General features: G+C 44.0%; 13 protein-coding genes and 1 pseudogene. 6 read left to right on the forward strand and 8 right to left on the reverse strand.

Annotated elements, in window-relative coordinates; translation table 11 throughout:
- Positions 1-69 precede the first annotated feature (69 nt).
- The 3 genes from dcuC to HRQ85_RS05510 all read right to left on the reverse strand — a co-directional run bounded on the left by dcuC (position 70) and on the right by HRQ85_RS05510 (position 3,103).
- Positions 70-1,437: an anaerobic C4-dicarboxylate transporter DcuC gene (gene dcuC, locus HRQ85_RS05500; RefSeq protein ID WP_172378948.1), complete on the reverse strand. Its 1,368-nt coding sequence runs from the start codon at positions 1,435-1,437 to the stop codon at positions 70-72.
- Positions 1,438-1,899: 462 nt separating this feature from the next.
- Positions 1,900-2,406, reverse strand: a complete 507-nt coding sequence (locus HRQ85_RS05505) for a hypothetical protein (protein ID WP_172378949.1) — start codon at positions 2,404-2,406, stop codon at positions 1,900-1,902.
- A complete protein-coding gene (locus tag HRQ85_RS05510; RefSeq protein ID WP_172378950.1) occupies positions 2,399-3,103 on the reverse strand; it encodes a winged helix-turn-helix domain-containing protein in 705 nt (234 codons plus the stop codon). The genes HRQ85_RS05505 and HRQ85_RS05510 overlap by 8 nt, the downstream gene beginning before the upstream one ends.
- A gap of 358 nt (positions 3,104-3,461) precedes the next feature.
- Here HRQ85_RS05510 and HRQ85_RS05515 point away from each other — a divergent pair, with 358 nt between their 5' ends.
- The 4 genes from HRQ85_RS05515 (at position 3,462) to HRQ85_RS05530 (ending at position 11,496) form a co-directional block, all read left to right on the forward strand.
- Positions 3,462-5,717: a lipase gene (locus tag HRQ85_RS05515; protein WP_172378951.1), complete on the forward strand. Its 2,256-nt coding sequence runs from the start codon at positions 3,462-3,464 to the stop codon at positions 5,715-5,717.
- On the forward strand, positions 5,707-6,900 hold the full coding sequence (locus HRQ85_RS05520) for an outer membrane protein transport protein (RefSeq protein ID WP_172378952.1): 1,194 nt from the start codon (positions 5,707-5,709) through the stop codon (positions 6,898-6,900). Before HRQ85_RS05515 ends, HRQ85_RS05520 begins: the two co-directional genes overlap by 11 nt.
- A 194-nt stretch (positions 6,901-7,094) precedes the next feature.
- Positions 7,095-8,432: an efflux RND transporter periplasmic adaptor subunit gene (locus HRQ85_RS05525; protein WP_172378953.1), complete on the forward strand. Its 1,338-nt coding sequence runs from the start codon at positions 7,095-7,097 to the stop codon at positions 8,430-8,432.
- Positions 8,419-11,496, forward strand: a complete 3,078-nt coding sequence (locus HRQ85_RS05530) for an efflux RND transporter permease subunit (protein WP_172378954.1) — start codon at positions 8,419-8,421, stop codon at positions 11,494-11,496. Before HRQ85_RS05525 ends, HRQ85_RS05530 begins: the two co-directional genes overlap by 14 nt.
- Positions 11,497-11,660: 164 nt before the next feature.
- Here HRQ85_RS05530 and HRQ85_RS05535 read toward each other — a convergent pair.
- From HRQ85_RS05535 to HRQ85_RS05555, 5 genes and pseudogenes are all read right to left on the reverse strand, one after another.
- Positions 11,661-12,571: pseudogene (locus HRQ85_RS05535) on the reverse strand (2OG-Fe(II) oxygenase).
- A gap of 314 nt (positions 12,572-12,885) precedes the next feature.
- A complete protein-coding gene (locus tag HRQ85_RS05540; RefSeq protein WP_172378955.1) occupies positions 12,886-13,902 on the reverse strand; it encodes a polysaccharide lyase family 7 protein in 1,017 nt (338 codons plus the stop codon).
- Positions 13,903-14,094: 192 nt separating this feature from the next.
- The gene (locus HRQ85_RS05545) at positions 14,095-14,847 is read right to left on the reverse strand and encodes a DUF481 domain-containing protein (RefSeq protein ID WP_172378956.1); all 753 of its coding nucleotides are present in this window, start codon (positions 14,845-14,847) and stop codon (positions 14,095-14,097) included.
- A 197-nt stretch (positions 14,848-15,044) separates the two neighbouring features.
- The gene (locus HRQ85_RS05550) at positions 15,045-15,941 is read right to left on the reverse strand and encodes a hypothetical protein (protein ID WP_172378957.1); all 897 of its coding nucleotides are present in this window, start codon (positions 15,939-15,941) and stop codon (positions 15,045-15,047) included.
- A 232-nt stretch (positions 15,942-16,173) separates the two neighbouring features.
- Positions 16,174-16,890, reverse strand: a complete 717-nt coding sequence (locus HRQ85_RS05555) for a GntR family transcriptional regulator (RefSeq protein ID WP_172378958.1) — start codon at positions 16,888-16,890, stop codon at positions 16,174-16,176.
- Between the two features lie 317 nt (positions 16,891-17,207).
- On the opposite strand from HRQ85_RS05555, the gene mngA reads away from it, so the two are divergent.
- A complete protein-coding gene (mngA, locus tag HRQ85_RS05560; protein ID WP_172378959.1) occupies positions 17,208-19,142 on the forward strand; it encodes a PTS 2-O-a-mannosyl-D-glycerate transporter subunit IIABC in 1,935 nt (644 codons plus the stop codon).
- 237 nt (positions 19,143-19,379) lie between these two features.
- On the forward strand, positions 19,380-22,049 hold the full coding sequence (gene mngB, locus HRQ85_RS05565; protein ID WP_172378960.1) for a mannosylglycerate hydrolase: 2,670 nt from the start codon (positions 19,380-19,382) through the stop codon (positions 22,047-22,049).
- The last annotated feature ends 37 nt before the right edge of the window (positions 22,050-22,086 follow it).

A 22,086-nucleotide genomic window follows, 5' to 3' on the forward strand; every position in this document is an offset into this window, starting at 1 on the left:
ATGTTTACGCATTTTATATCAGTATTGGTGTTCGTTTGTTCTCGTTCTTTGAGATTAGAAACTTAAGGCTTACGCCGCCATTGGAACCAATACAAGCGTACCGAAGATAACCGTAATAAGACCACAGATTACCGGTACAGACGTACGTTTTACGACTTCAAATGGGCTGATTTTACCCATACCAGATGTCGCAACAATTACACCAGATACTGGTGAAATCGTACGGCCTAGGTTCGATGCTTGAAGCATTGGGATGATTAGGAACGCTGGGTTCAAGCCCATTTTCGCCGCCAGTGATGGAGCCAGTTCTACGAATGCATAGAAAGGCGCGTTACCAGAACCTGTTGCGATAGCTGCAGCCACCGTTAGACCCGTCAGAATAAGCATCAATGCGATACCGCCTGCGCCTGCCGATTCAGCAAGACCGATTAGGTTATCAATCGCACCGATAGACATTAGACCTTGAGCAAATACGCCCGCCGCAACCAACAGCATTACCACGCCTTTGAACGCGTCAGCCATGCCTTGGTAGCAAGAGTCTAAATCTTCTAGTGTTTTCTCGCCGTCAAACTTCTTAACAACGTAATCGATAACTGCGCCCACGAAGATAGAACCGACCACAATAGTGTAGATATCAAGTGACAGCCCTGGAATCGTACGACCGTTGAATAGGAAAACGCCGATGATAGGTAGGAATGGAAGTGCAGCGTAGAAAGCTGGTGCTGTTGTTTCGATTTCAGAAACGTCTACTTTTTCCATTGGTGTGTTTTCTTTCTTATCCAGGTATTTGTTCCAGAAGAAAGCCGCAGCCGCCATCACGATGATCGCACAGATAGAAACAGGCAGTACCGTTTGAACAGCAAACACATCAAGAGACATGCCTGATTTTTCTGCTGCGATAACCACATCACCAGAGGTTGGTGAAAGAATGATGGCTGCAGGTGATGCACAAACTGCAACTGCCGCTGGGCGAGAAATACCCATTGCCGTCATCATTGGGAATAGGGTTGCCATCAATAGCACACCAAGACCCGTTGCAGAACTTACTGCTAGAGACATCAGACACGCTACGATGTAAGCCGCAACAAGAAGTACATAGGGAGATTTGATCGCAGCTAGTGGTTTAGAGAACTGCTTCACTACCACGTTGTTAGCGCCAATATGCGTCATGTAAGAAGCAAAACCACAAAGAAGCATGATTTGCATGCCTAGGCCTCCCCCGCGGTATTGAAGCATGTACTTAACAAATTCTAGTGAGTCGGTAACCATGTTACCTGTTGAAGCGATTTTAGCTGGTAAGACTGTGTGACCAATAAGGCCGGTGATAAGAAGTAGGGCAAGGCCAGCAGTTAGTAATACACCCGCCGCTTTATAGCCTTTTACAATAAAGTAACCAACAGCAATAGTAATCACTAATCCGATCAAGAGCTCTAACATAGAAATCTCCACAAAGTTTAAAAAATATAAGAAAGTGTTTCAGAATATGACAATGAATGTACAGAAAACTGCACTGTGGCACGAGGCATAGTTGAGGTTGATATGATCTAAGACAAACATTTTTTTCGATGTTAATTGTGGTTGTAAATCGTGATTAACTACTGTTGTTTAGATGTTAATAAACAAATTTTGTGGCTGGTTAGAATATAACTTGGATCACCTTTGCTTGTTCTAGTTGCATATGTAGGTGTTGTTTTATAAATCGTGAGTGTTTTTGTACTTTGGAAGGAAACGTGTAACGAAGTGGGTATTTATCGGAGTAAAGAGGTGAGAATCTTAGCTTTGATGCTTACTTAGGTTTAAAGATTACTTATGTTTAACGCTTACTTACTTCCCTTAAGTAAGCGCTAAAACACAAGTTGGCACCAAAATATAATTAGGCTGAAAAATAGCCGAGCGAGTTTAGTTCATATCAACGTCAGGAGTGTCATTTGAATACGTTGGTAACTCAGAACAGATAACCTTCTTACAAAAATGAATCATCCCATAGCGAGTAATGAGTAAAAACTCTTCTCTATTCAATGGAATGTAAGGCATGGCATCAGACGATAGGGTAGACCCTTCACTTATCATCACCTTTTCGTAAAACGACAACTCGCGATTCGGGATGATTTGCTGGTGTTGGTTCTCATCCAGTGAGATGTCGTGTTGAGTGACAGAGTAAGAACCTGATGACGTAAAGCCGACTTGCTTAGTCGATACATACAATAGGTCATAACTGTCATTCTTCTTAAATTCGATGTTAATAGAAGACTGGCTATGAATCATATTATTGGACGGGTTAATAATCGATGCTGTATTGGCTAAATAATGCCCTTCAAGATGTGACTTGGGAATAAAGGTAGAACCCCAGCCGACTAATACGCCAAGCAGTACCACAAAAATTTCTGTAATCGTTTTATTATTCACAAGTCACTCCTTTAAATCCGGCAGGGAAGCTCAGAGATTTTCCTGAATTATCGATGATGATGTTTCGTCCCTTATATTCATAAAGCGTAACGTTGAATAACTCATTAAAAGTGAATTCGTCGGATTCGATTTTACAAGAGATAAAATGCTGACCCACGAGATCTTCGCCTAGGCTATTTCTATCTAAATAAGAAAACAAATAATGGGATAAACCTGCAGCCACTACAAATAATGCAACCAGTGCTAATAGACTGTTTGTTTTTTTCGTAGCGGCCGTTGTCTCGGTTGCTGAGCTTTCAGGCGCTGTGTTGTTTTCAGGTTGTGTCGTTTCTTGCTTTGGTTGTGATTGAATTTTACTCAGCGCGCGTTCTTTGTCTTGTGTCACTTGTCCTGCAAACCGGTAACCTTTACCGCGCTCAGTGACGATGATCATCCCGCTCTTATCTTCTAACGCTTTTCGGCAAATCGAGATGGTCTGCATTAGGCTGCCATCTTCAACATATATACCTTTAGACACCCACACTTGTTCAATAAGAACTTGGCGAGTGATCACCTCATTGGGTCTCGAGATAAAAAACTTAAGCAGCTCTGATTCATTAGAACCTATTGGGTAGGTACGGCCCGTCTTAAAGTGATGGATTTCACTTTCTTCTAAATTGACCTGTATATCATCATTGATAATAAATTCAGCAGACATCTGGGTTCTCATTGTTATAAGCGTTCTAACCTAAATATAACAAATCTTACAACAAACATAAACTTACTGATTTCATCGCCTTTGATGTTTAAGTGTCTGAATTTATGTTGATTATTAACCTAATTAGATTTCCTTATATACCTTTTTGAGGTTGTTTAATGCGGTTTCAGGTGCTTGCCGTTAGTAGCTATTGGATCATTAACGGGTGACGCTGATTTAGTGGGTGTGGGTTAATTGCTCAAATTTCTTACGTAGTTTTATCAACGTGTCATTCCAACTCTGTGTTGCCTTGCTCTCTACGAATAAAAAGTCGAGCTTACCTCCGACTCAATCGGCAACTCAAATAACGATAAATCGCATGACCACACCAGTTAAATGCGAAAGCTACGAAGGAGCTGTTTTGAAAGATTTCAATAAGCCATATATATGTGGACTAATTACGCTTGCCTTACTCGGCTGTCAGTCTGAAGACTCGACTCAAGATCCCGTTTCGGTATTGGTTCCCTACAACATTAATGAACTACCAAAACCAAACGATGGTTATGGGTATGACGACGATGGAACAATATCCGGTGTCGGTGAACACGCTGTGACGATGTCATCTAAGAACGATGCTTATTATCAGGACTACAACAATTCATACGCAGCCCTAGACGGTTGGGGACTTTGTGCAGAACCAATTTTAATTCCGCTTCAAAGTGTTAATTCGGACAAACGTTATCCACTCAATAACGAAACCTTAGCCGGGAATGTTGTATTAATTGATGACGTAACAGGTGAGGAAGTTGGTACTCAAATATCCGCTGATGGTTCCAATATTAAAATTCAATGTGAATCAGGCTTAGTCGAGAATCGTACTTATTCGCTTGTAGTAACGGATGGGGTAAAAACTGAATTTAATGAGCCTTTAAAAGCAGATGCGAGCTTTGATGAGTTGATTGATTCAGAGGTTCCATTAAATAGCGAAAAAGAAGAAGTTCTTCATGCTCAGATAATTAATGCCATTAGCTCATATGAAGCGTTATATCCGGGTGACGGTCTTCCTGTATATGCCGCGCAATTTAAAACTCAGAGTGCTTATTCTCCTCTGGATGCGATGAGAAGAAGCCATTTATTGTATGGAAGTTCTTTCTCTAGTGCCCTTCCTGAACTTAAAGAGGAAAAACGCGGGTACAACCTATATACAAAAGTGCTCAAAATTCCGTCTTACTTACCTTTTACAAAAGAGAGGGAGGCTGAGTGTACCGTTGACGAATTTGACCCTAAAGAAAATTGTCCACCGCTCTACGAATGGATTACCAACACTTCGGGTGGCTTTCCTACTGCGGATAACCCTATGCCTCAGATAACTGAAGAGCTAGAAATAACCGCAGATATATATGTTCCAAACAACTGGGATTGGAATAAAGGTGAACAATTACCGACCGCGATCTTTATTCACGGCGTTACTGCGGAGCGAGGCACTGCTTCTTTGATGGCTGCGGAATATACAAAAAAAGGTTACGCCGTCGTTGCTATCGATATGCCATATCACGGGGAACGAATTCGTTATGACAACACTGATACTGACCCTAACGATGACAAAATAACAGGCGTTGAAATTAGTGCTCGAGCGAACAAGGCGTTCTTCATCAATATTGACTCTCCTTTAGCACTTCGTTCGAATCTCCAGCAGTCTGTTTCAGACTTTCTTGGTCTTCGTTATGCGCTAAGCCAAGAAGCTTGGGTGAAAAAAGATGACGTTCACTTAATCGGACAATCGTTAGGTGGGATCATGTCGGTAATGGTGAGTGAGTTTAGCCAAGCTAGTCCTGACTTTCACTCTAATTCCAACTTTGCATTTAATACCGTGAACTTTGTTGTTCCGGGGCAGGGGTTAACTAACTTGGTTCTGTCTTCTCAAACCTTAGGCCCTGAAATGTCTGAAGGTGTTAAGAAGTCTCCAGATGTTCAGCGCGGCATTGCTGAAACGGTGATACCAGATACATGTACAACAGAAGCAACAAATCAGCAGTGCATTGAAGCGCTTCGTGAGTTTGTAGAGCTTTCATCTGATAACGCGCTGCTTGTCAGCCAGTTAGAGAATGACATCTTCGATTTAGTTGTGACAGACCTTAAACAAGGGGTCCAAGCCACAATTGATAGTGCAGACCCTGCTAGCTTTATCTCTCGTCAAGTCGCTGCTGAGCAACCCACTCTTTTGTTGGCTGCCGTTGGAGATTGCGGGGAGACTTGTGACGTTGGTGTTGATTATGTCCCAGATAGCGTAATCCCGAATACCGCGCCAGATAACATTCGTACCGGAACTGAGCCGCTCATTACTGCGCTTGGCTTAGACCCAATTACAAGTACATCAGAAAATATAGATGTTAAGCGTGGAGCGGTAAGAACAACAACTGGTGGGCATGGCACATATTTGTTTCCTTATGAGGGAACTATGGATGAAAACGGCTTACCAAGTATGCCTGATACGGGAGCTGAGCTAAAAGAAGTCTCTGATGCAACTGAAACCCAACAGATAGCTGTAGCATCCATGGTCATTACCAATGGCAAAGCAGTAAAAATTAAGGATGAAGATCATATCGAAACAGAGGTGCCTCAAGATGAAGAATAAACTTTTATTGGGCACTGCCGCTGCTCTTATTCCTTGCCTGACTAACGCGGCGGGCTTTCAACTTAACGCACAGTCTGCAACAGGCTTAGGCCGTGCATTCGCCGGTGATGCTGTGATGGCAGATAGCGCTGCGATTGTTGCTAAAAACAGTGCAGCGATGGCTTACATCGAGCAACCAACACTTTCTATCGGCGCTATCTATATCGATAGTGGCATTGATGTGTCTAGTGTTAGCTACACACCAATGAAAGGCGATACAGAAACACTCGATGATCAATCTTTAGATGCCGGAACATTGGTTCCAAATGTTCACTACGTTCATCCAATTCAAGGCTCTAAATTTACCTTAGGCGCCACTGTGCACTCTAACTTTGGTACGGACGTAGAGTTTGACGAGTCGTTTGAAGCGGATGAGTTTGGAGGAAAAACGGCGCTTTCCAGTATCAATGTTGGCTTCGCTGTGGCTTATGAGTTGTCTGAAAAAATCAATTTGGGCGCAGGGCTAGATGTTATTTACGGTGAGGGTGAAATATACCGCCAAAACTTGTTAAACGTAGATGCCGATGGCTTCGGTTTGGGGGCTAACGTTGGGGCGACTTACCAAGTCAACGAACATAACAAGTTTGGTATTACTTACCGTTACAGCCCAGATATAGAAGTGGAAGGTGACATTACCAAAGGCGGTGTCCCTGCCGACAAGATGAATGTTCCATTACCAGACACTCTAGAGTTTTCCGGTTGGCACCAGCTCAACGAACAGTGGGCTTTTCACTACAGCCTGCAGTGGGTGAACTGGTCTGAATTTGATTCGCTAACATCTGACTCTTATGACGACTCAATTAAAGAGTATCAATGGAAAGACGCAGGGCATGTTTCTGTTGGTGGTACGTACACCATGTCGAAAGACATCGTTCTACGAGCGGGTTACATGTACGACATTTCCCCGACTGATGAACTCACGTCGTTATCAATTCCTGATGTTAACCGTCATTGGCTAACGGTCGGAGGGACATATAACTTCACGGCTGCCAGTTCTGTGGATATTGGTGTCGGATTTATCATCGGAGAATCACAAGATATTGACGAAAGCCTGACGACGATCCCAGGAACGAGTTCCAATATAACTGCTGATGTGACTGCTGATGCCTTACTCCTAGGTGTACAGTATCAGCATCGTTTTTAACTTTTACTTTGGAGTTCAGAACGTAAAAATTTAGGAATCATATAAAAATTGCAGGGCTCGACAGTGAGTTGAGCCCTTTTCTCATTATTAGCTGTTTTAGCATTATTTAAATAGCTGGAAGCTCATTAAGTAAGAAATAGCTGCTTAGAAAAACGTTTTAATTCAGACGAATTCAACGGTTATGGTTATTAAAAATGAAATTTACAAAGCTTAGTAAAACAATCTGTTTGGCACTGTTTGCCTTACATATCTCTCCATCGTTTGCCCAAGACTCAAACTTAATTCCTGTGACTATCGAAAAAGCTCACAAACAAGCATTCACTTCTTCAATCAACGAGGTTGGCAAAATCAGGGCAACGGATTCTGCTGCATTGACATTTAGTGCTTCCGACAAAATTCTCAACATCCATTTCAAAGATGGAGATTCAGTTAAAAAAGGCGAACTGATCGCTCAACTGGACAATACCAAAGCGAAAGCTGATTTAGACAAAGCAAGAAGCTCTCTAGCGTTAGCAAAGTCGAAATTAAAGCGTGTACAAGAATTACTAAAGAAACAGCCTGACTCTATGTCTCAACAAGATGTGGAAGAACTGGGAGAACAGGCGAACCTAGCCGCAGCTGATTTCCGTCAGAAAGAAGCGCTGATGAATGACTATTTATTGGTCGCGCCATTTGATGGGCAGCTAACTAACTTTACTCACTCAGTGGGCAGTAAGATTGATAGCGCAACCGCGTTGGTCAGTTTGATCAAGCTCGATCCTGTCGAAGTTCAGTATTCCATTGGCCAGTCGGATTTAGGAAACGCAAAGCTTGGGCAGAATGTTTCCATCCAAGTTGATGCATTTGTCGATGAAGCGTTTTCTGGCGTTGTGGATTACATTGCGCCAGCGGTGGACGAGAGCTCAGGCCGTGTCGAAGTACACGCGCACGTGACTAACCCTGAGCATCGCTTAGTTCCGGGTATGTTTGCCAAAGTAAGTCAGATGACGAGCGAAGATTCAACGCAGATGGTGGTTTCTCAAAACTCCGTTCAAGCCAAAGATACAGAGCGTTTTGTTTGGGTCGTGAATGGTGAAAAAATCGAGCAACGCATTGTCGAATTAGGCGTGAATACTAACGATGGTTACGTTGTTGTAGAGAAAGGCTTGAAGCTTGGCGATAACGTCGTTGTGACTGGACAACAGAACCTTAAGAAAGCGTCGTTAGTTAAGGTCATGAACCCAAATGCTGAACAGAAAACCGTTGAGTTAATCACGGAACCGACCAGCAAAGAGAACACTCAACAGACCGCTGAACCCAAAGTAGAAAAGACTGTAACACAGGTGGATGAAGCACATCCTATTGAACCTTCGGTTGATTGGACGGAAGCATCGAAAGGTGTAGATGAAGCGATCAACGAAAACAGCGAGCAAGCAGAGACTAGCGCGACTGTTGAGGATTCATCGAGCGAAGCTCAAAGCAAGGAAACTCACAGTAAGGAAAACCAAAGCAAGGAAGCTGTAACGAAGGAGAATCTGAATGAAGCTTCCTGAGATTTGTATCAAGCACCCTGTGTTTGCGTCAGTTCTGAGCATCACCATTGTTTTGCTTGGGCTTTTGTCATTTCAAAAGCTCTCAATCCAATACTTTCCAGAACATAAAACACCGTCAGCAACGGTAACGGCTGCGATCAATGGCGCTAGTGCTGAGTTTATGTCGCGCAATGTGGCAGATAAGCTCATTACCGCTGCAACGGGCCTCGATAGCGTGAAAACCATGACTACGGACTGTCAGGAAGGCACGTGTAATCTAAAGATCATCTTTGAAGATGACATTGATGACGTCGAATACACGAGCTTGATGAACAACTTGCGCAGCAGCGTCGAAGCGATTGGTGATTTCCCGCCGAGCATGACGGATAAGCCAACGGTAACGGATGACTCTTCTGACACCAGTATGCCGAGTAACATCATCACGTTTGTGAATACAGGCAAGATGTCTAAGCAAGACATGTACGATTACATTAGTCAGCAAGTCGTGCCTCAATTTAAGCACATCCAAGGTGTGGGTGGTATTTGGGGACCGTATGGTGGCAGCGAGAAGGCGGTGCGTGTTTGGTTGCAACCGGATCGCATGATGGCGCTCAATATGAGTGCATCCGATGTGGTTGGAACATTGAGCTCATACAACGCAACGTTTACCGCAGGTACTATAAAGGGGCAGGTGCGAGATTTCTCCATCAACCCAGTCAACCAAGTAACCAGCGTTGATGATGTGCGAGACTTGGTGGTCCGTGTTGATGACGGCAAGATCATTCGCATCGGCGATATCGCTGAAGTCAAAATGGGTGAAGAGAACCTTACACCGAGTATTCTTCGCGTAGACGACAACCTAGCGATGTCGATTCAGGTGTTGCCGCTAAAAAGTGAAAACCCAGTTACCGTTGCGAATAAAGTTAAGAAACAAATTGATCTGATTCAGCCGCAGTTGCCAGAAGGCATTGAGATGAAGATGGTCTACAACCAAGCTGATTTCATTAAAACCGCAATTGATGAAGGCTTCATGACTTTAGTTGAAGCGATTGTTCTGGTTTCAGCAGTGGTGGTTCTGTTCCTTGGATCTTTTCGAGTCGCTTCAATTCCGATCATCACCATTCCTGTGTGCGTAATAGGTGTATTTGCCGTTATGCATTTACTTGGATTTAGCATCAACGTACTGACGATTCTGGCTATCATTCTCGCCATTGGTTTGGTGGTTGATGATGCGATTGTTGTGGCTGAAAACTGTTACCGTCATATCGAAGAAGGTGAAACGCCGTTCAATGCTGCAATTAAAGGGTGTCGAGAGATCGTCTTCCCAGTGATTGCGATGACGCTAACTTTGGCGGTTGTTTACTTACCAATTGGCTTGATGGCTGGCTTAACCGCCGATCTATTCAGGCAGTTCGCGTTCACACTTGCTGCAGCGGTGATCATCTCTGGGTTTGTGGCGTTAACACTCTCACCAATGATGAGTGCTTACTTAATGAAGCCAGTATCAACTCCGGCGAAGTGGTATCAAAAAGTTGATGCGAAACTCAATGTGTTATCGGATTTATACACCAAAGAGTTAGGCAAATGGTTTGATCGTAAGGCTCTGATGAGTGGTATTGCTTTAGTGCTGATCGCTTTATCGGCCTTCGCGGTTTGGAAAATGCCTCAAGTGTTACTTCCAACCGAAGATACCGGTTTTGTTGAGGTGACTTCTACGCCACCAACAGGTGTTGGTCGTCAGTATCATCTAGATAACAATGAGCAACTTAACAATGTGTTCAAAGGTGATAGCTCAGTAGAAGCGAACTTATCTTACATCGAAGGCACACCGACCAATCACGTTCTATTGAAGCCATGGGGCGAACGTGACCAGTCCGCTGATGAATTGGTAAACGAATTTATCGCTAAAGCACAAAGTTCAGTCTCTGCTTACGGCATGTCTTTCAAGGTTCGCTCAGCAGATAATTTGAACATTGCAACCAACATGATCCTTGAACTGACGACGGTTAACCGTGATACCATTGTGTTGTCTGAAACCGCAAGCGAAGTCGTTAAGGCGCTTGAGGATTACGAGGGTGTGACCAACATTAAGAACTCAATGTTGCGTGACCAATTACGTTATGATTTGTCGATTGATCGCAATGCGATTGTATTGTCTGGTGTTGATTACGGTAACGTAACCAATGCGTTATCGACGTTCCTTGGTTCTGTTAAAGCCGCAGATTTGCAAGCGGACGACGGTTATACATACCCAATTCAAGTTCAAGTAAACCGAAGTGACCTTGGTGATTTCAAGGTGCTTGATAAGTTGTATGTGGATTCACAGTCGGGGCAAAGGCTTCCTTTATCCCAGTTTGTATCAATCAAACAAGTGACATCGGAATCTAACTTCAAGACGTTCATGGGTAAAGACAGCGCTGAAATCACCGCGGACTTGATGCCCGGATATACGGCGAGCGACGTGAAGGCATACATTGATGACACGGTACCAAGCCTGTTGAAACCTGCTCAGAGCTACGAGTTTAATGGCATAGTTAAAGACCTAGTTGATTCAACCGCGGGCGCACAAGTGCTGTTCGTGTTGGCGTTGATTTTTATCTTCTTGATCTTGGCGGCGCAGTTTGAAAGCTTTGTCGACCCGATGATCATCTTGCTGACGGTTCCACTGTGTATTGTGGGCGCGATATTGACGCTTTCGGTATTTGGCCAAAGCCTGAATATTTACTCGAAGATAGGATTGCTGACACTGGTTGGTCTCGTGACCAAACACGGTATTTTGCTGGTGGAGTTTGCCAACGAGAAACGCAAATCTGGCGCGAGTGCCAAAGAAGCGGCGATCAGCAGTGCACGTTCAAGGCTGCGTCCAATCTTGATGACCGCACTGACGATGATCCTCGGTTCATTGCCATTGGCACTGGCGGATGGACCGGGTTCATTAGGTCGAATCAATATTGGTTTAGTATTAGTCGGCGGTTTGACAGCCGGAACCTTCTTTTCATTGTTCTTAGTGCCAGTGGCTTACGTTGGCATGGCGAATCTAAAACAGATGGACATACTGACTCGGTTGAGAACGAAACCCGCATAACTCGCCATATAGATTGACCAGTCAATTGAAGTGAAAACTAAAACGCGCCTACCATGAACCATGGTAGGCGCGTTTTGTATTTATTCTCTCGGTTACCGTGAAAAGCCAGGAGAGTTTGTATCATTTAACATGGTACGAAGCTGACTAGAACTGTGCAAAACAGTCTAGAACGGAGCAAAATTGTCATATACCACGGTTGGTACTGTCCAGCGTTGATGCGCATCTATAGGCTCTAGCACCGGATTGTGGTGTGGTATTTGTCCACGGTCGCCATACAACCACAAAACTAAGTTCGAACGTTCACCACTTGTTATCGGCAGCGCCGCATGGGCAACGTTTCCTCGATGAATCATAGCGACACCGGGCGTGAATGTCGTTTCGTTCATCTTACCCGTAGCAGGGTCATAAAGTTAAGTTCTGAGCCTGAAAACTCTTCATCTGGCATATTTACGTTAATGTTGAGCGTGACCGAAGACGCATCAGTATGCAGGCGTAAAGACGTATCTTTGTTCGCTTGATACTGAATCGAGAACCCAAAAGTTTGCGTGTCGTAACCCATGATTTCAGGGAACAATAAGCGAGCGATAGGGCGCATGTAACTGTCGAGTAAATCTCGGTAAAACGCTTGGAAACTTGGCGCGGCTAAATACCCTTCAGATCGGCTGTCTAACATTGCTCCACCACGGTTAAGCACTATACCATATGGCGGGCGCAGCGGGATTTGAGCGTTAGAGACCGCTTCCAAGTAATCACGCAACTCAGCGAGACGTTCAGCATCAAAGAACTGAAACTTAAACACCCCAGGAGAGATCTCTTCGAGTAAATCTTTTACCGCGATTTCTTTCGTTGGATCTTGCCAAGCTTCTCTAACAGCCTCACGAAGGCGGGCATCTAACAGCGAATCATCGAAATCCAATTGGCTGCCTTCCGCACTTGCTTCCCATTCTTTCCAAGCCTCGCTGAACAAGCCCTTATTGTTGTCCCAAAACTGTTGTACAGAAGGAGCTCGTTGAAGCATCGCTTCTCGTGTCGGTAAATCGATGGCGCGTGCGCGCTCTAGTTGATTAGATAACATAATGTGTTCGCTCCTTTTGTTTGCTTGCAACCAATCTATTACACCAAGGTTTGTAGATAAACGGGGCGCTGGGCAAAACAGAATTAACGTTTTCTATATAATCAGCGTAAAGGAGGGGTTACTTTAAGAAGCTGTCAGTCCTTGCTTAGACGTGGTCATTTGAACAATGAACGCAAGGTTTGCTTAGCGAGTTGCGATGTCGTGGGCGCATCAGTGATAAAACAGCGTATGGATGAGATACCCACACGCCGTCTTCAAGTATCAGTAGTGATTTGAGACACAACTGATGGGGTGACTTTCTATATATGAGTAAGCTATCTATGATCAATATTGATCTTCGAGAAGCTGACCGAGAATACTTGTCCAGCAAACTCTCTTGATGGCTTTATTTGGGCGTAAAGACCGGCTTTAAAGTAGTACTCTTCCTCTAACCATGCTTTTGACAATGTAACTTTGTTGCCATCACGATCTTCTGTTTCTATGCCCCAAGGTAAGAATTGTTCTGTTAATTCATTATTAATGAGTGTTGAAAGGTAAATACCTTGGTCATCAAGACGAATCGTGTAATCCCAATCCAGGTTTGCAGGTGCAACCCCTAGGTTGACACTGAACGGCTGACAGTCGCTACACATCTTGTTTCCTGGTAGAAATGAATCGTTCAGAACAACGCGTACCGGTTTGTTTTCACCATCCCACTGCAATTTGACCAGCGCTTGCTTAATGTCCTTGCCATGGATTTGGCCAAGAACCACTTTAGGGTCGCTGCCTGTTACATCTTTATTCGGAAATTGGTCAACGCTTAATGTCGCTTTTAATTCGTGCGTTCCGGTTACTGCCCAGTTTTGCTCTTTAGTACTGCAACGATTTTCTGAATCAAAGTTGTAAAGCTCACGAAGCTCTGAGCGAACGTACTTTGTGTTTGGCGTTGTGGAAACTTGGCCGCCAAGATCTACAGTGAACTTGAGACGCTCTTTACCGTTAACCGATTCACGCGAAAACCAAGGGAGATGAGTGTCGTTGGTTAGATACTCTTTACCACTACACTCTTGTGGGATGAGCTCGGCTGCGCTAGTGCGGCCATTGTTATAGTAATCATCACCACTTACTGGAAGGGTAATCTTCCATTGCTCGATGTTCCAATTGCAATCGGTGCATGTTTTAAGCTCTGCTTGTTCGCTTTTAGCGTTGGCTTCACAGCCAGCGAGTAATAATCCACTAGAGATAAACGCAGCAATTTTTAGGTATTTTAAAGGTTGTTGATAGTTGAACATAAAAATGATTTGTAATACAAAAGGTGAGCGAACTTTATCGATAAACCATGAGTTTTTCATTGGATAAAGAGCGGTTTTACATTTTGTTGATAGAGCTTTGTGCTACCGATTCCAAAAGCACATCTCAATACAATTTTTCTAGTTATTGAAATAGAGCTAGAGTCAATGAGGTTGGTTTTCCCATACGGCTTAGTAATGATTTTCTGAACGATCACGCAAATCCTTTTGCATGTTCGATGGGGGAAGCGCTATTTAGAAATCGTAGTTGAGGTTCATTGAGCTGTAGATTTCGGCGTTACTTTGGTCTGATGCAACAGTGGTGTTGTAAATGTATTCGGTATCAAAAGTCAGCGCCAAATTGCCCATCAAGATGTTTTTTAGATAGCCTTTGAGGTTGTAATTGGTGTTCTCTTCACCGTAAGCCATGTTAGCGGTTGCCCCCATAGAAAACGTTTCTGTGAGCGTTAGAGAGCCATCAACACTGGCATTGACGATCAGCTCATAGTTCTCTTTGTTCGGGAACTCTTCATCGGAGGATTGGCGTTGACTTATTCGGTAACCCGGACCCGCAGAGCCTTGGAGTTTGATTCTTTCAGTATCATAAAAGTGGCGACCCAATCCTGTAGCCGTTATGAATTGCTTACGATAAGTACCAAAGTGGTCGTGTTCAAAACGTGTTGTCGCGACCAAATAGGTGACTTCGTTCAAGTCATAACTGATGCCATAGTTGGTGGTATAGCGATTGGTGCCGTCTTCATCGTTTTCAGCATCGGTATAGTAGGTATCAAACTGAACTCGTTGGCCCCAGTTCTCTTTTTTGTATCCAACAGAGATTCCAGAGTTGATCGACAAAGATGAGCTGGTGTTTTGTGAGTAGATAAATCCGAGCTTGGTCAGGGTCGTAAAAGGGGATTCTTCAGCTTCTTCTTGTAACTCGGAACCTTCGCTTAATATGACTTCGTCCTCGAGTACCACTTCTTCAACCTCTTCTCCAAATACGGGCATAGAGAACGCGATGAGAAATAAAGGCAGTTTTGATCGGGATCGTGTGTATGAAACTGTATTGGTTAATGGTAATGGGCGCGTTGTTTGTGGGATAGCGTGTGTCGACATAATGATTTGGTATATAAGGTGATTGAACACGACGAACGCAAGGCTAGTCGTGAAGAGTCGTCAATGATTTAATCGAAAATGAGTGTTAGTTACGACGCCATAGGCAAAGGCGAAAAAATCGTCTTTATCGCAGAGAATCCGTTACCTCGATGAGGATTGAAATCTTCAATGTGGACAAAGAATTCAAGTATCTCAGAGGGTTTATCGTCTTCGATTAACAAGAACTCGAGTAGCCCTTGTTCGACATGGCATGAAACGATGGTTTCGCTCGATTGATCAGCTGAAATCTGTTCAACATTGATCACAACGCTCGTCTCGGGTAACACATTGAAAGCATCTTCCGCGCACTTAAGAATACAGCTGCAGACATACTCTCGATATAAGGCATTACTTTCAGAAAGAGACATCGTTTCAAGCTTCACTTCGCCTTGGCTCAATATCTTTTTTTCTTTAGGGATCACGTTGCGCTTACTAACCTGAATATTAATTTCTAGCAGGTGACCATTCTTATAGGTATTAAAGTTATGGTTAATCAGCTTAGTGTCGACTACCGCAGCGTTAATCGGGTTTTGTTGAGCTTCGGAAAGGGCTGATAGTTTTGCTTCACTATCGTTGTTTAATATACCTTTCGATAATTGATTGCCCTTGGCCCAGTAGCTGTAGTTTTGAACCCAATGCACAAACTCTGTCTTGTATTGCTCGATGTCTTGTTCGGCGGCACGCTCGATATTGTTGGTGAGGGTGTACAACTTCGACTTGTTTCCTAGCAGCATATCTAGCCAGTTAGGCTTGTACTCATCGAGTGCTTCCATTGCTTTGACTTTATGATCGAATCGAACCGTTGGCATTGTCGGTGCAGGTTCCATCGCAATCGACTCCCAATTCATTTTTGGGGTCGGAATGGTATGCACGGATTGGATTAAGTGGAGGTGCTGATTGAATAAGCTCACTTCACTTACAGCGTCCTCAAGTTGTTTGGTATTCATCTACATTCCTGTCGACTGTTGTTCTTGTCATTTGGCGCTTAGTTTATGGTCAAAGCCCGCGAACAGTATTTAAATGAATGTGAATGATCTTTCGTGAGGTTGCTTGATATTGGTTTAGGAATATTTGGGGAAGAAAGTTGGGTTTACGATTGAGATAACAGCATAGAAACACAGAGAGCAAGGCGCTCTCTGTGTTGGTCATTTTGCTATTATAGAAACTCGTTGATGAGTCTTATCTCTGGCGTCTTGCGACCAAAGTAAATCGGTAATCATTAGACGTGAAGTAATTACGGCTGTATTCAAACACCGTGTTATTGGCGAGGTAACCGCGAGTACGTTTTTCAATGATAGGCTGAGCTGGGTCAATACCTAACTGTTTAGCAACGTCTACAGGCGGAAGAATCGGTACCAATTCCTGCTCACTTCGATCAATCACCAGGCCTTTGGTGTTCTCAATAAAGTCGTATTTTGATGTTTGCATCACTTGATAGGTGAGATCTGGGAATAGCGCAACAGGTAACCAAGTTTCTTCAACCGTGATTGGATTGTTGTCTATGAAACGAACACGTTTTACGTAGAAAACCAATTCGCCTTCTTTGATATCTAAATGTTCAGACATAGCCAAAGAACACGGCTTCATTTCGAAGGCCAGAACTTCACTGTGTGTGACCACATCCAAATGCGCCCACTTTTCTTGAAAGCTCGACTGTTTGTAGATGTCGTAATTGATCTTGTTCTCTTTGACGTAAGTGCCGCTGCCTTGAACGCTTTCAAGCTCATCGTTTTCGATCAGTAGTTTCAGCGCCTGTCTAACCGTTACACGGCTTACCGAGAATACTTCACGCAATTGCGCTTCTGTTGGGAGTGCTTCTCCAACTTTATATTCTCCAGAACTGATCTTTTCTCTTATTGCATCGGCGATTTGGCGATACATAGGGAGTCTTGCCATTTTTGCCTCATTTGTGCGCTAGGACAACTAGACTTTGATTAAGAACCTGTACCTTAAATACGTAAATTTGCTCTATATAAGCCTTGCTTTAAAGGTTAGTGTGAGCATCGTATCGGCGTTTTGTAGTACATATAATACAAATTAAACGATACATAACAAGCTTTCTTAAAGGATTTACCAATACGATTTAAATACAAATTAAATACAAATGTGTATTGGTGAGATCGTGATCACGGATTAAATGTCTTGAAGTTGTATTATTCTTCTCGTCGACAGGGACGACTGTCGTACTAATCCGTGACTATGGGACAAAGGTTATGAAACTTACTACTCTAACGAATAAGTCGCTCGTAAATCTGCAAACTACGTTTAGCAGTCGAGAAGAAGCGATTTACGCACTTGCTGACCAACTGGATCAGCAAGGCAAACTGCATAACAAGCAAGAGTACCTTGATGCAGTATTTGCTCGTGAAGAGCAAGGCCCGACAGCGCTTGGCGAAGGTCTAGCAGTACCGCACGGCAAGACTGACGCGGTTAAAGAAGCTGGTTTCGCTGTAGCAACGCTTAAAGAAGACATGAAATGGAAAGGCTTGGATGAAGACGAAGATGTAAATCTAATCTTCCTAATTGCGATTCCAAATGCAGAAGCGGGTTCTACCCACATGCATCTGCTTACTGCACTGACAACTACATTGGTTGACGACGATGTTCGCGAAGCAGTATTAAAAGCAACAACCGCTGAAGAAATCTTTGCGCTTCTTGATGGCGACAATCAACAAGATGAAAAACAAGACAACTTAGATACAAATGCACCGACAATTGTATGTGTGACGGCGTGCCCTGCAGGCATTGCTCATACCTATATGGCGGCAGAATATCTTGAAAAGGCGGGCAAAAAGCTTGGCTATAACGTGCATGTTGAAAAACAGGGCGCAAACGGTATTGAAGATCGCTTAACGGCTGAGCAGTTAAACAATGCAGTGGCTTGTGTGTTTGCTGCTGAAGTTGCGATTAAAGAATCTGAGCGCTTTAATGGCATTCCTCGTGTTGAAACCCCAGTTGCAGAACCGATTAAACACGGTGAACGCATTCTAAATGAAGCAATTGAAGAGTCGAAAAAAGGCAACGGTGCAGAGCGTAAAGTTGCTACTGATGACAAACCGAAGAAACTGCCACTGAAAACTGAGCTTAAACAAGCACTGCTTTCTGGTATTTCTTACGCGGTTCCTCTTATCGTTGCTGGTGGTACTGTTCTTGCGGTTGCTGTTCTTATCGCGCAAATTTTTGACCTGCAAGAGCTCTACGCAACAAAAGATTCTTGGCTATGGATGTATCGCAAACTAGGTGGCGGCCTACTGGGTACATTGATGGTGCCAGTATTGGCGGCTTACACAGCTTACTCATTAGCAGACAAACCCGCACTTGGTCCTGGTTTTGCCGCAGGTATTGCAGCAAACATCATTGGCTCTGGTTTCCTAGGCGGTGTTGTTGGTGGTTTGATTGCTGGTTACGTGATGCGTTGGGTAAAAGAGCATGTTCGCTTAGGCCCTGCGTTTAACGGCTTCCTTACTTTCTACCTTTATCCGGTGATCGGTACTTTGGTGGCAGGTAGCTTGATGCTATTTGTTATCGGTAAACCTGTAGCGTTCCTAAACCAAGGTCTAACGGACTGGTTGAACGGTATGTCAGGCACCAATGCGCTGTTATTGGGTGCGATTCTTGGTCTGTTTGTATCATTCGACTTGGGTGGTCCGGTAAACAAAGCCGCTTACGCATTCTGTTTAGGTGCAATGGCGAACGGTGTTTATGGCCCATACGCAATCTTTGGTTCAGTAAAAATGGTATCAGCGTTCACCGTAACGGCTTCAACCATGATTGCTCCACGCCTATTTAAAGACTTTGAGATTGAAACCGGTAAATCTACATGGCTACTTGGCCTAGCGGGTATTACCGAAGGTGCAATCCCAATGGCGATTGAAGATCCAATCCGTGTAATCGGCTCATTCTTACTAGGATCAGTGGTTACAGGTGCGATGGTTGGCGCGGCAGGTATTGGTCTATCGACTCCGGGCGCAGGTATCTTCTCTATCTTCTTGTTACACGATTCAGGTTTGGGCGCATTCTCTGCTGCTGCAATCTGGTTCGGTGCTGCGATTGTCGGCACAGTGATTTCAACTGTTACTCTTCTGATGTGGCGTGGTCATGCTGTAAAAAAGGGTAAGTTTGAAGCAAGTACTGCAACACAGAACTAACTAAATTTTGAGCTAACTTCTAACTCGCAATTAAAACACCATATAAAAAATAACGAACAACTTGGCTGTCCTAAATACCTGTGCTCCTAACGGTTTTATTCACACAGATTCTGGGCGTGGTTTTCTGCACCCTAAATTTAGTGGCAGCCAATTTTAACCCCTTGAAAAACTTTAATTTAGTCGTATTTGAGTTCGAATTTTAGATTTACTCGAAGCGACACATTTAGGTAAATGATTATGACTACATCACGCGTACATATTACTCCACACATGCACTGGGATCGTGAATGGTATTTCACAACAGAAGAGTCTCGTATTCTTCTAGTGAACAACATGGAAGAAATCATGAACCGTCTGGAGAGTGATCCAGAATACAAATACTACGTTCTAGATGGTCAAACCGCTGTTCTAGAAGACTACTTTGCGATCAAACCAGAGAACACAGAACGCGTAAAAGCATTGGTTGAAGCGGGCAAGCTTATTATTGGCCCTTGGTATTCTCAAACCGACACAATGCAAGTTTCTGGTGAGTCAATTGTACGTAACATGATGTATGGCATTCGTGACTGTATGAAATTTGGCGACGCAATGAAGATTGGTTACCTACCAGATTCATTCAGCATGAGTTCTCAACTGCCGATGATCTATAACGGTTTCGACATCACGCGTGCAATGTTTTGGCGTGGTTGTTCAGAGCGTCATGGCACCAATAAAACAGAATTCTTATGGCAATCAAACGACGGCAGTGAAGTTACGGCACAAGTGCTTCCGCTAGGTTACGCAATTGGCAAATACCTTCCACAAGACGAAGAAGGCTTGCGTGCTCGTTTAGATAAGTACTTCCCAGTGCTAGAAAAGCCATCGGTAACGAAAGACATTTTGCTGCCGAATGGCCATGACCAAATGCCGATTCAAAAAGACATCTTTGAAGTAATGGACAAACTTCGCGAAATCTACCCAGATCGCGAATTCTCAATGAGCCGCTTTGAAGAAGTATTCGAAAAAGTAGAAGCAGCACGCGACCAACTCGATACAATCAAAGGCGAATTCAACGACGGTAAATACATGCGTGTTCACCGTACGATCTCTTCTACGCGTATGGACATCAAACTGATCCACGCAGAAATCGAAAACAAGATTGTAAACATCTTGGAGCCTCTAGCGTCTATCGCTTGGACATTAGGCTTCGAATACCACCATGGTTTGATTGAGAAAATGTGGAAAGAGAGCATGAAGAACCACGCTCATGACTCGATTGGCTGCTGCTGTTCTGACAAGGTTCACGCTGAAATCCTAAACCGTTACATCCTTGCGGACGACATGGCGACCAACCTGATTCATTTCTACAAGCGTAAGATTGTTGACCACATGCCAGATCGCGAAGGTTGCGACAAACTGGCGATGTTTAACCTTTCTCCGTACGAGCGTGAAGAAGTGGTGAACACAACCATTACTATCCGTGCTCAAGAATTTTCAATCTTTGATGAAAACGAAAACCCAGTTGAGTACTTCATCCAAGACAAGCGCCAAATTGACCCAGGTAAAGTAGACCGCCAAATCGTTCACTACGGTAACTACGACCCGTTCATGGAGTTTGATATTCAAATCAAACGCACTGTTCCAGCTATGGGCTTCACCACGTTACATATCCAAGGTAACGAGAAGGGCGCTGTAAAAGTTGCCGAGCAAAAGGACTACCTATTAGAAAACGAGTACTACCGAATCAATGTGAACGACAACGGTACTCTGACTATTTTCGATAAAGAGACAGAGCAAGTGTTCGACCAAGTACTTCGTTTGGAAGACGGTTCTGATGACGGCGATGAGTACGATTACTCTCCATCTCGTCAAGAATGGTTACTGTACTCAGACGAGTTCCCAGTCGAAACATCGATTGACCACCAAGGCTTCCAATCGGTAGCGAACATCGCTATCCGAATGAACGTACCTGCAAACCTTGCAGAGCGTGAAGAACGCACGGGTCAAAACGGATTCGTTGAAGCGCAATGCCAAGTGGTATTGAAGCAAGGTTCTCGCCGCATTGAAGTACGTATGGAACTAGACAACCAAGCCGACGACCACCGTGTACGTGTCTTAGTACCAACGCCATTCGTTTCTGAAACTGTGGTTGCGGATAACCAGTTCGGTTGTATTACTCGACCAACCAATGACCCAGCAATGGCGGTTTGGGAAGAAGAAAAGTGGAAAGAAGCGCCAGTTCCTGTGTATCAGTTAATGAACTTCGCAGCGCTAGAAAACGGCAAAGCGGGTATGGCGATTATGTCGAATGGTCTGCGTGAATTTGAAGTGATTGCATCTCAAGGTGACGAAAACCGAGATACCTTCGCACTGACACTATTCCGCGGTATCGGCGTGTTAGGTAAAGAAGAACTATTGCTTCGTCCGGGTCGTCCTTCAGGTATCAAGATCCCGACCCCTGATTCACAAGTGCGCGGCAAGCTAGTGTGTGAATTCACGCTGTGTGGCTTCTCTGGCAACCATATTGACGCGAACGTCATGGTGCAAGCACGTGACAATGTCACTCAAATCGAATGCTACAACAAGATCCCTTACAACGCGATGAAGCTAAACGTAGGTGAGCAAAACCTACCGATGAGTTTTAGCCTTTTGTCTAAGCAACAATCAGGCGCTGTGCTGAGTGTGCTGAAGAAAGCGGAAGATGAAGATGCGTTGGTCATGCGTGTCTACAATCCGGCAGAAACAGGTTCAGTGTCAGATTCAATCTCCTTCACTCAAACTGTTTCAAGTTGGAAAGAGACAAGCATGGACGAGCGCGTTCGTGAAGGTGATGTAGCAACTGAAACCTTTGGTGAGTTGTCTTTTGGCGACTTATCTTTTGGTGAATTGGCATCTTGCCAAGCGAAAACATTCCAAATCAAATTCTAATTTCAATCACCCGCTCACCTTGGTGGGCGGGAATGGT

This window comes from Vibrio sp. Vb339 (assembly GCF_902751245.1).
Classification (GTDB): Bacteria; Pseudomonadota; Gammaproteobacteria; order Enterobacterales; family Vibrionaceae; genus Vibrio; species Vibrio coralliirubri.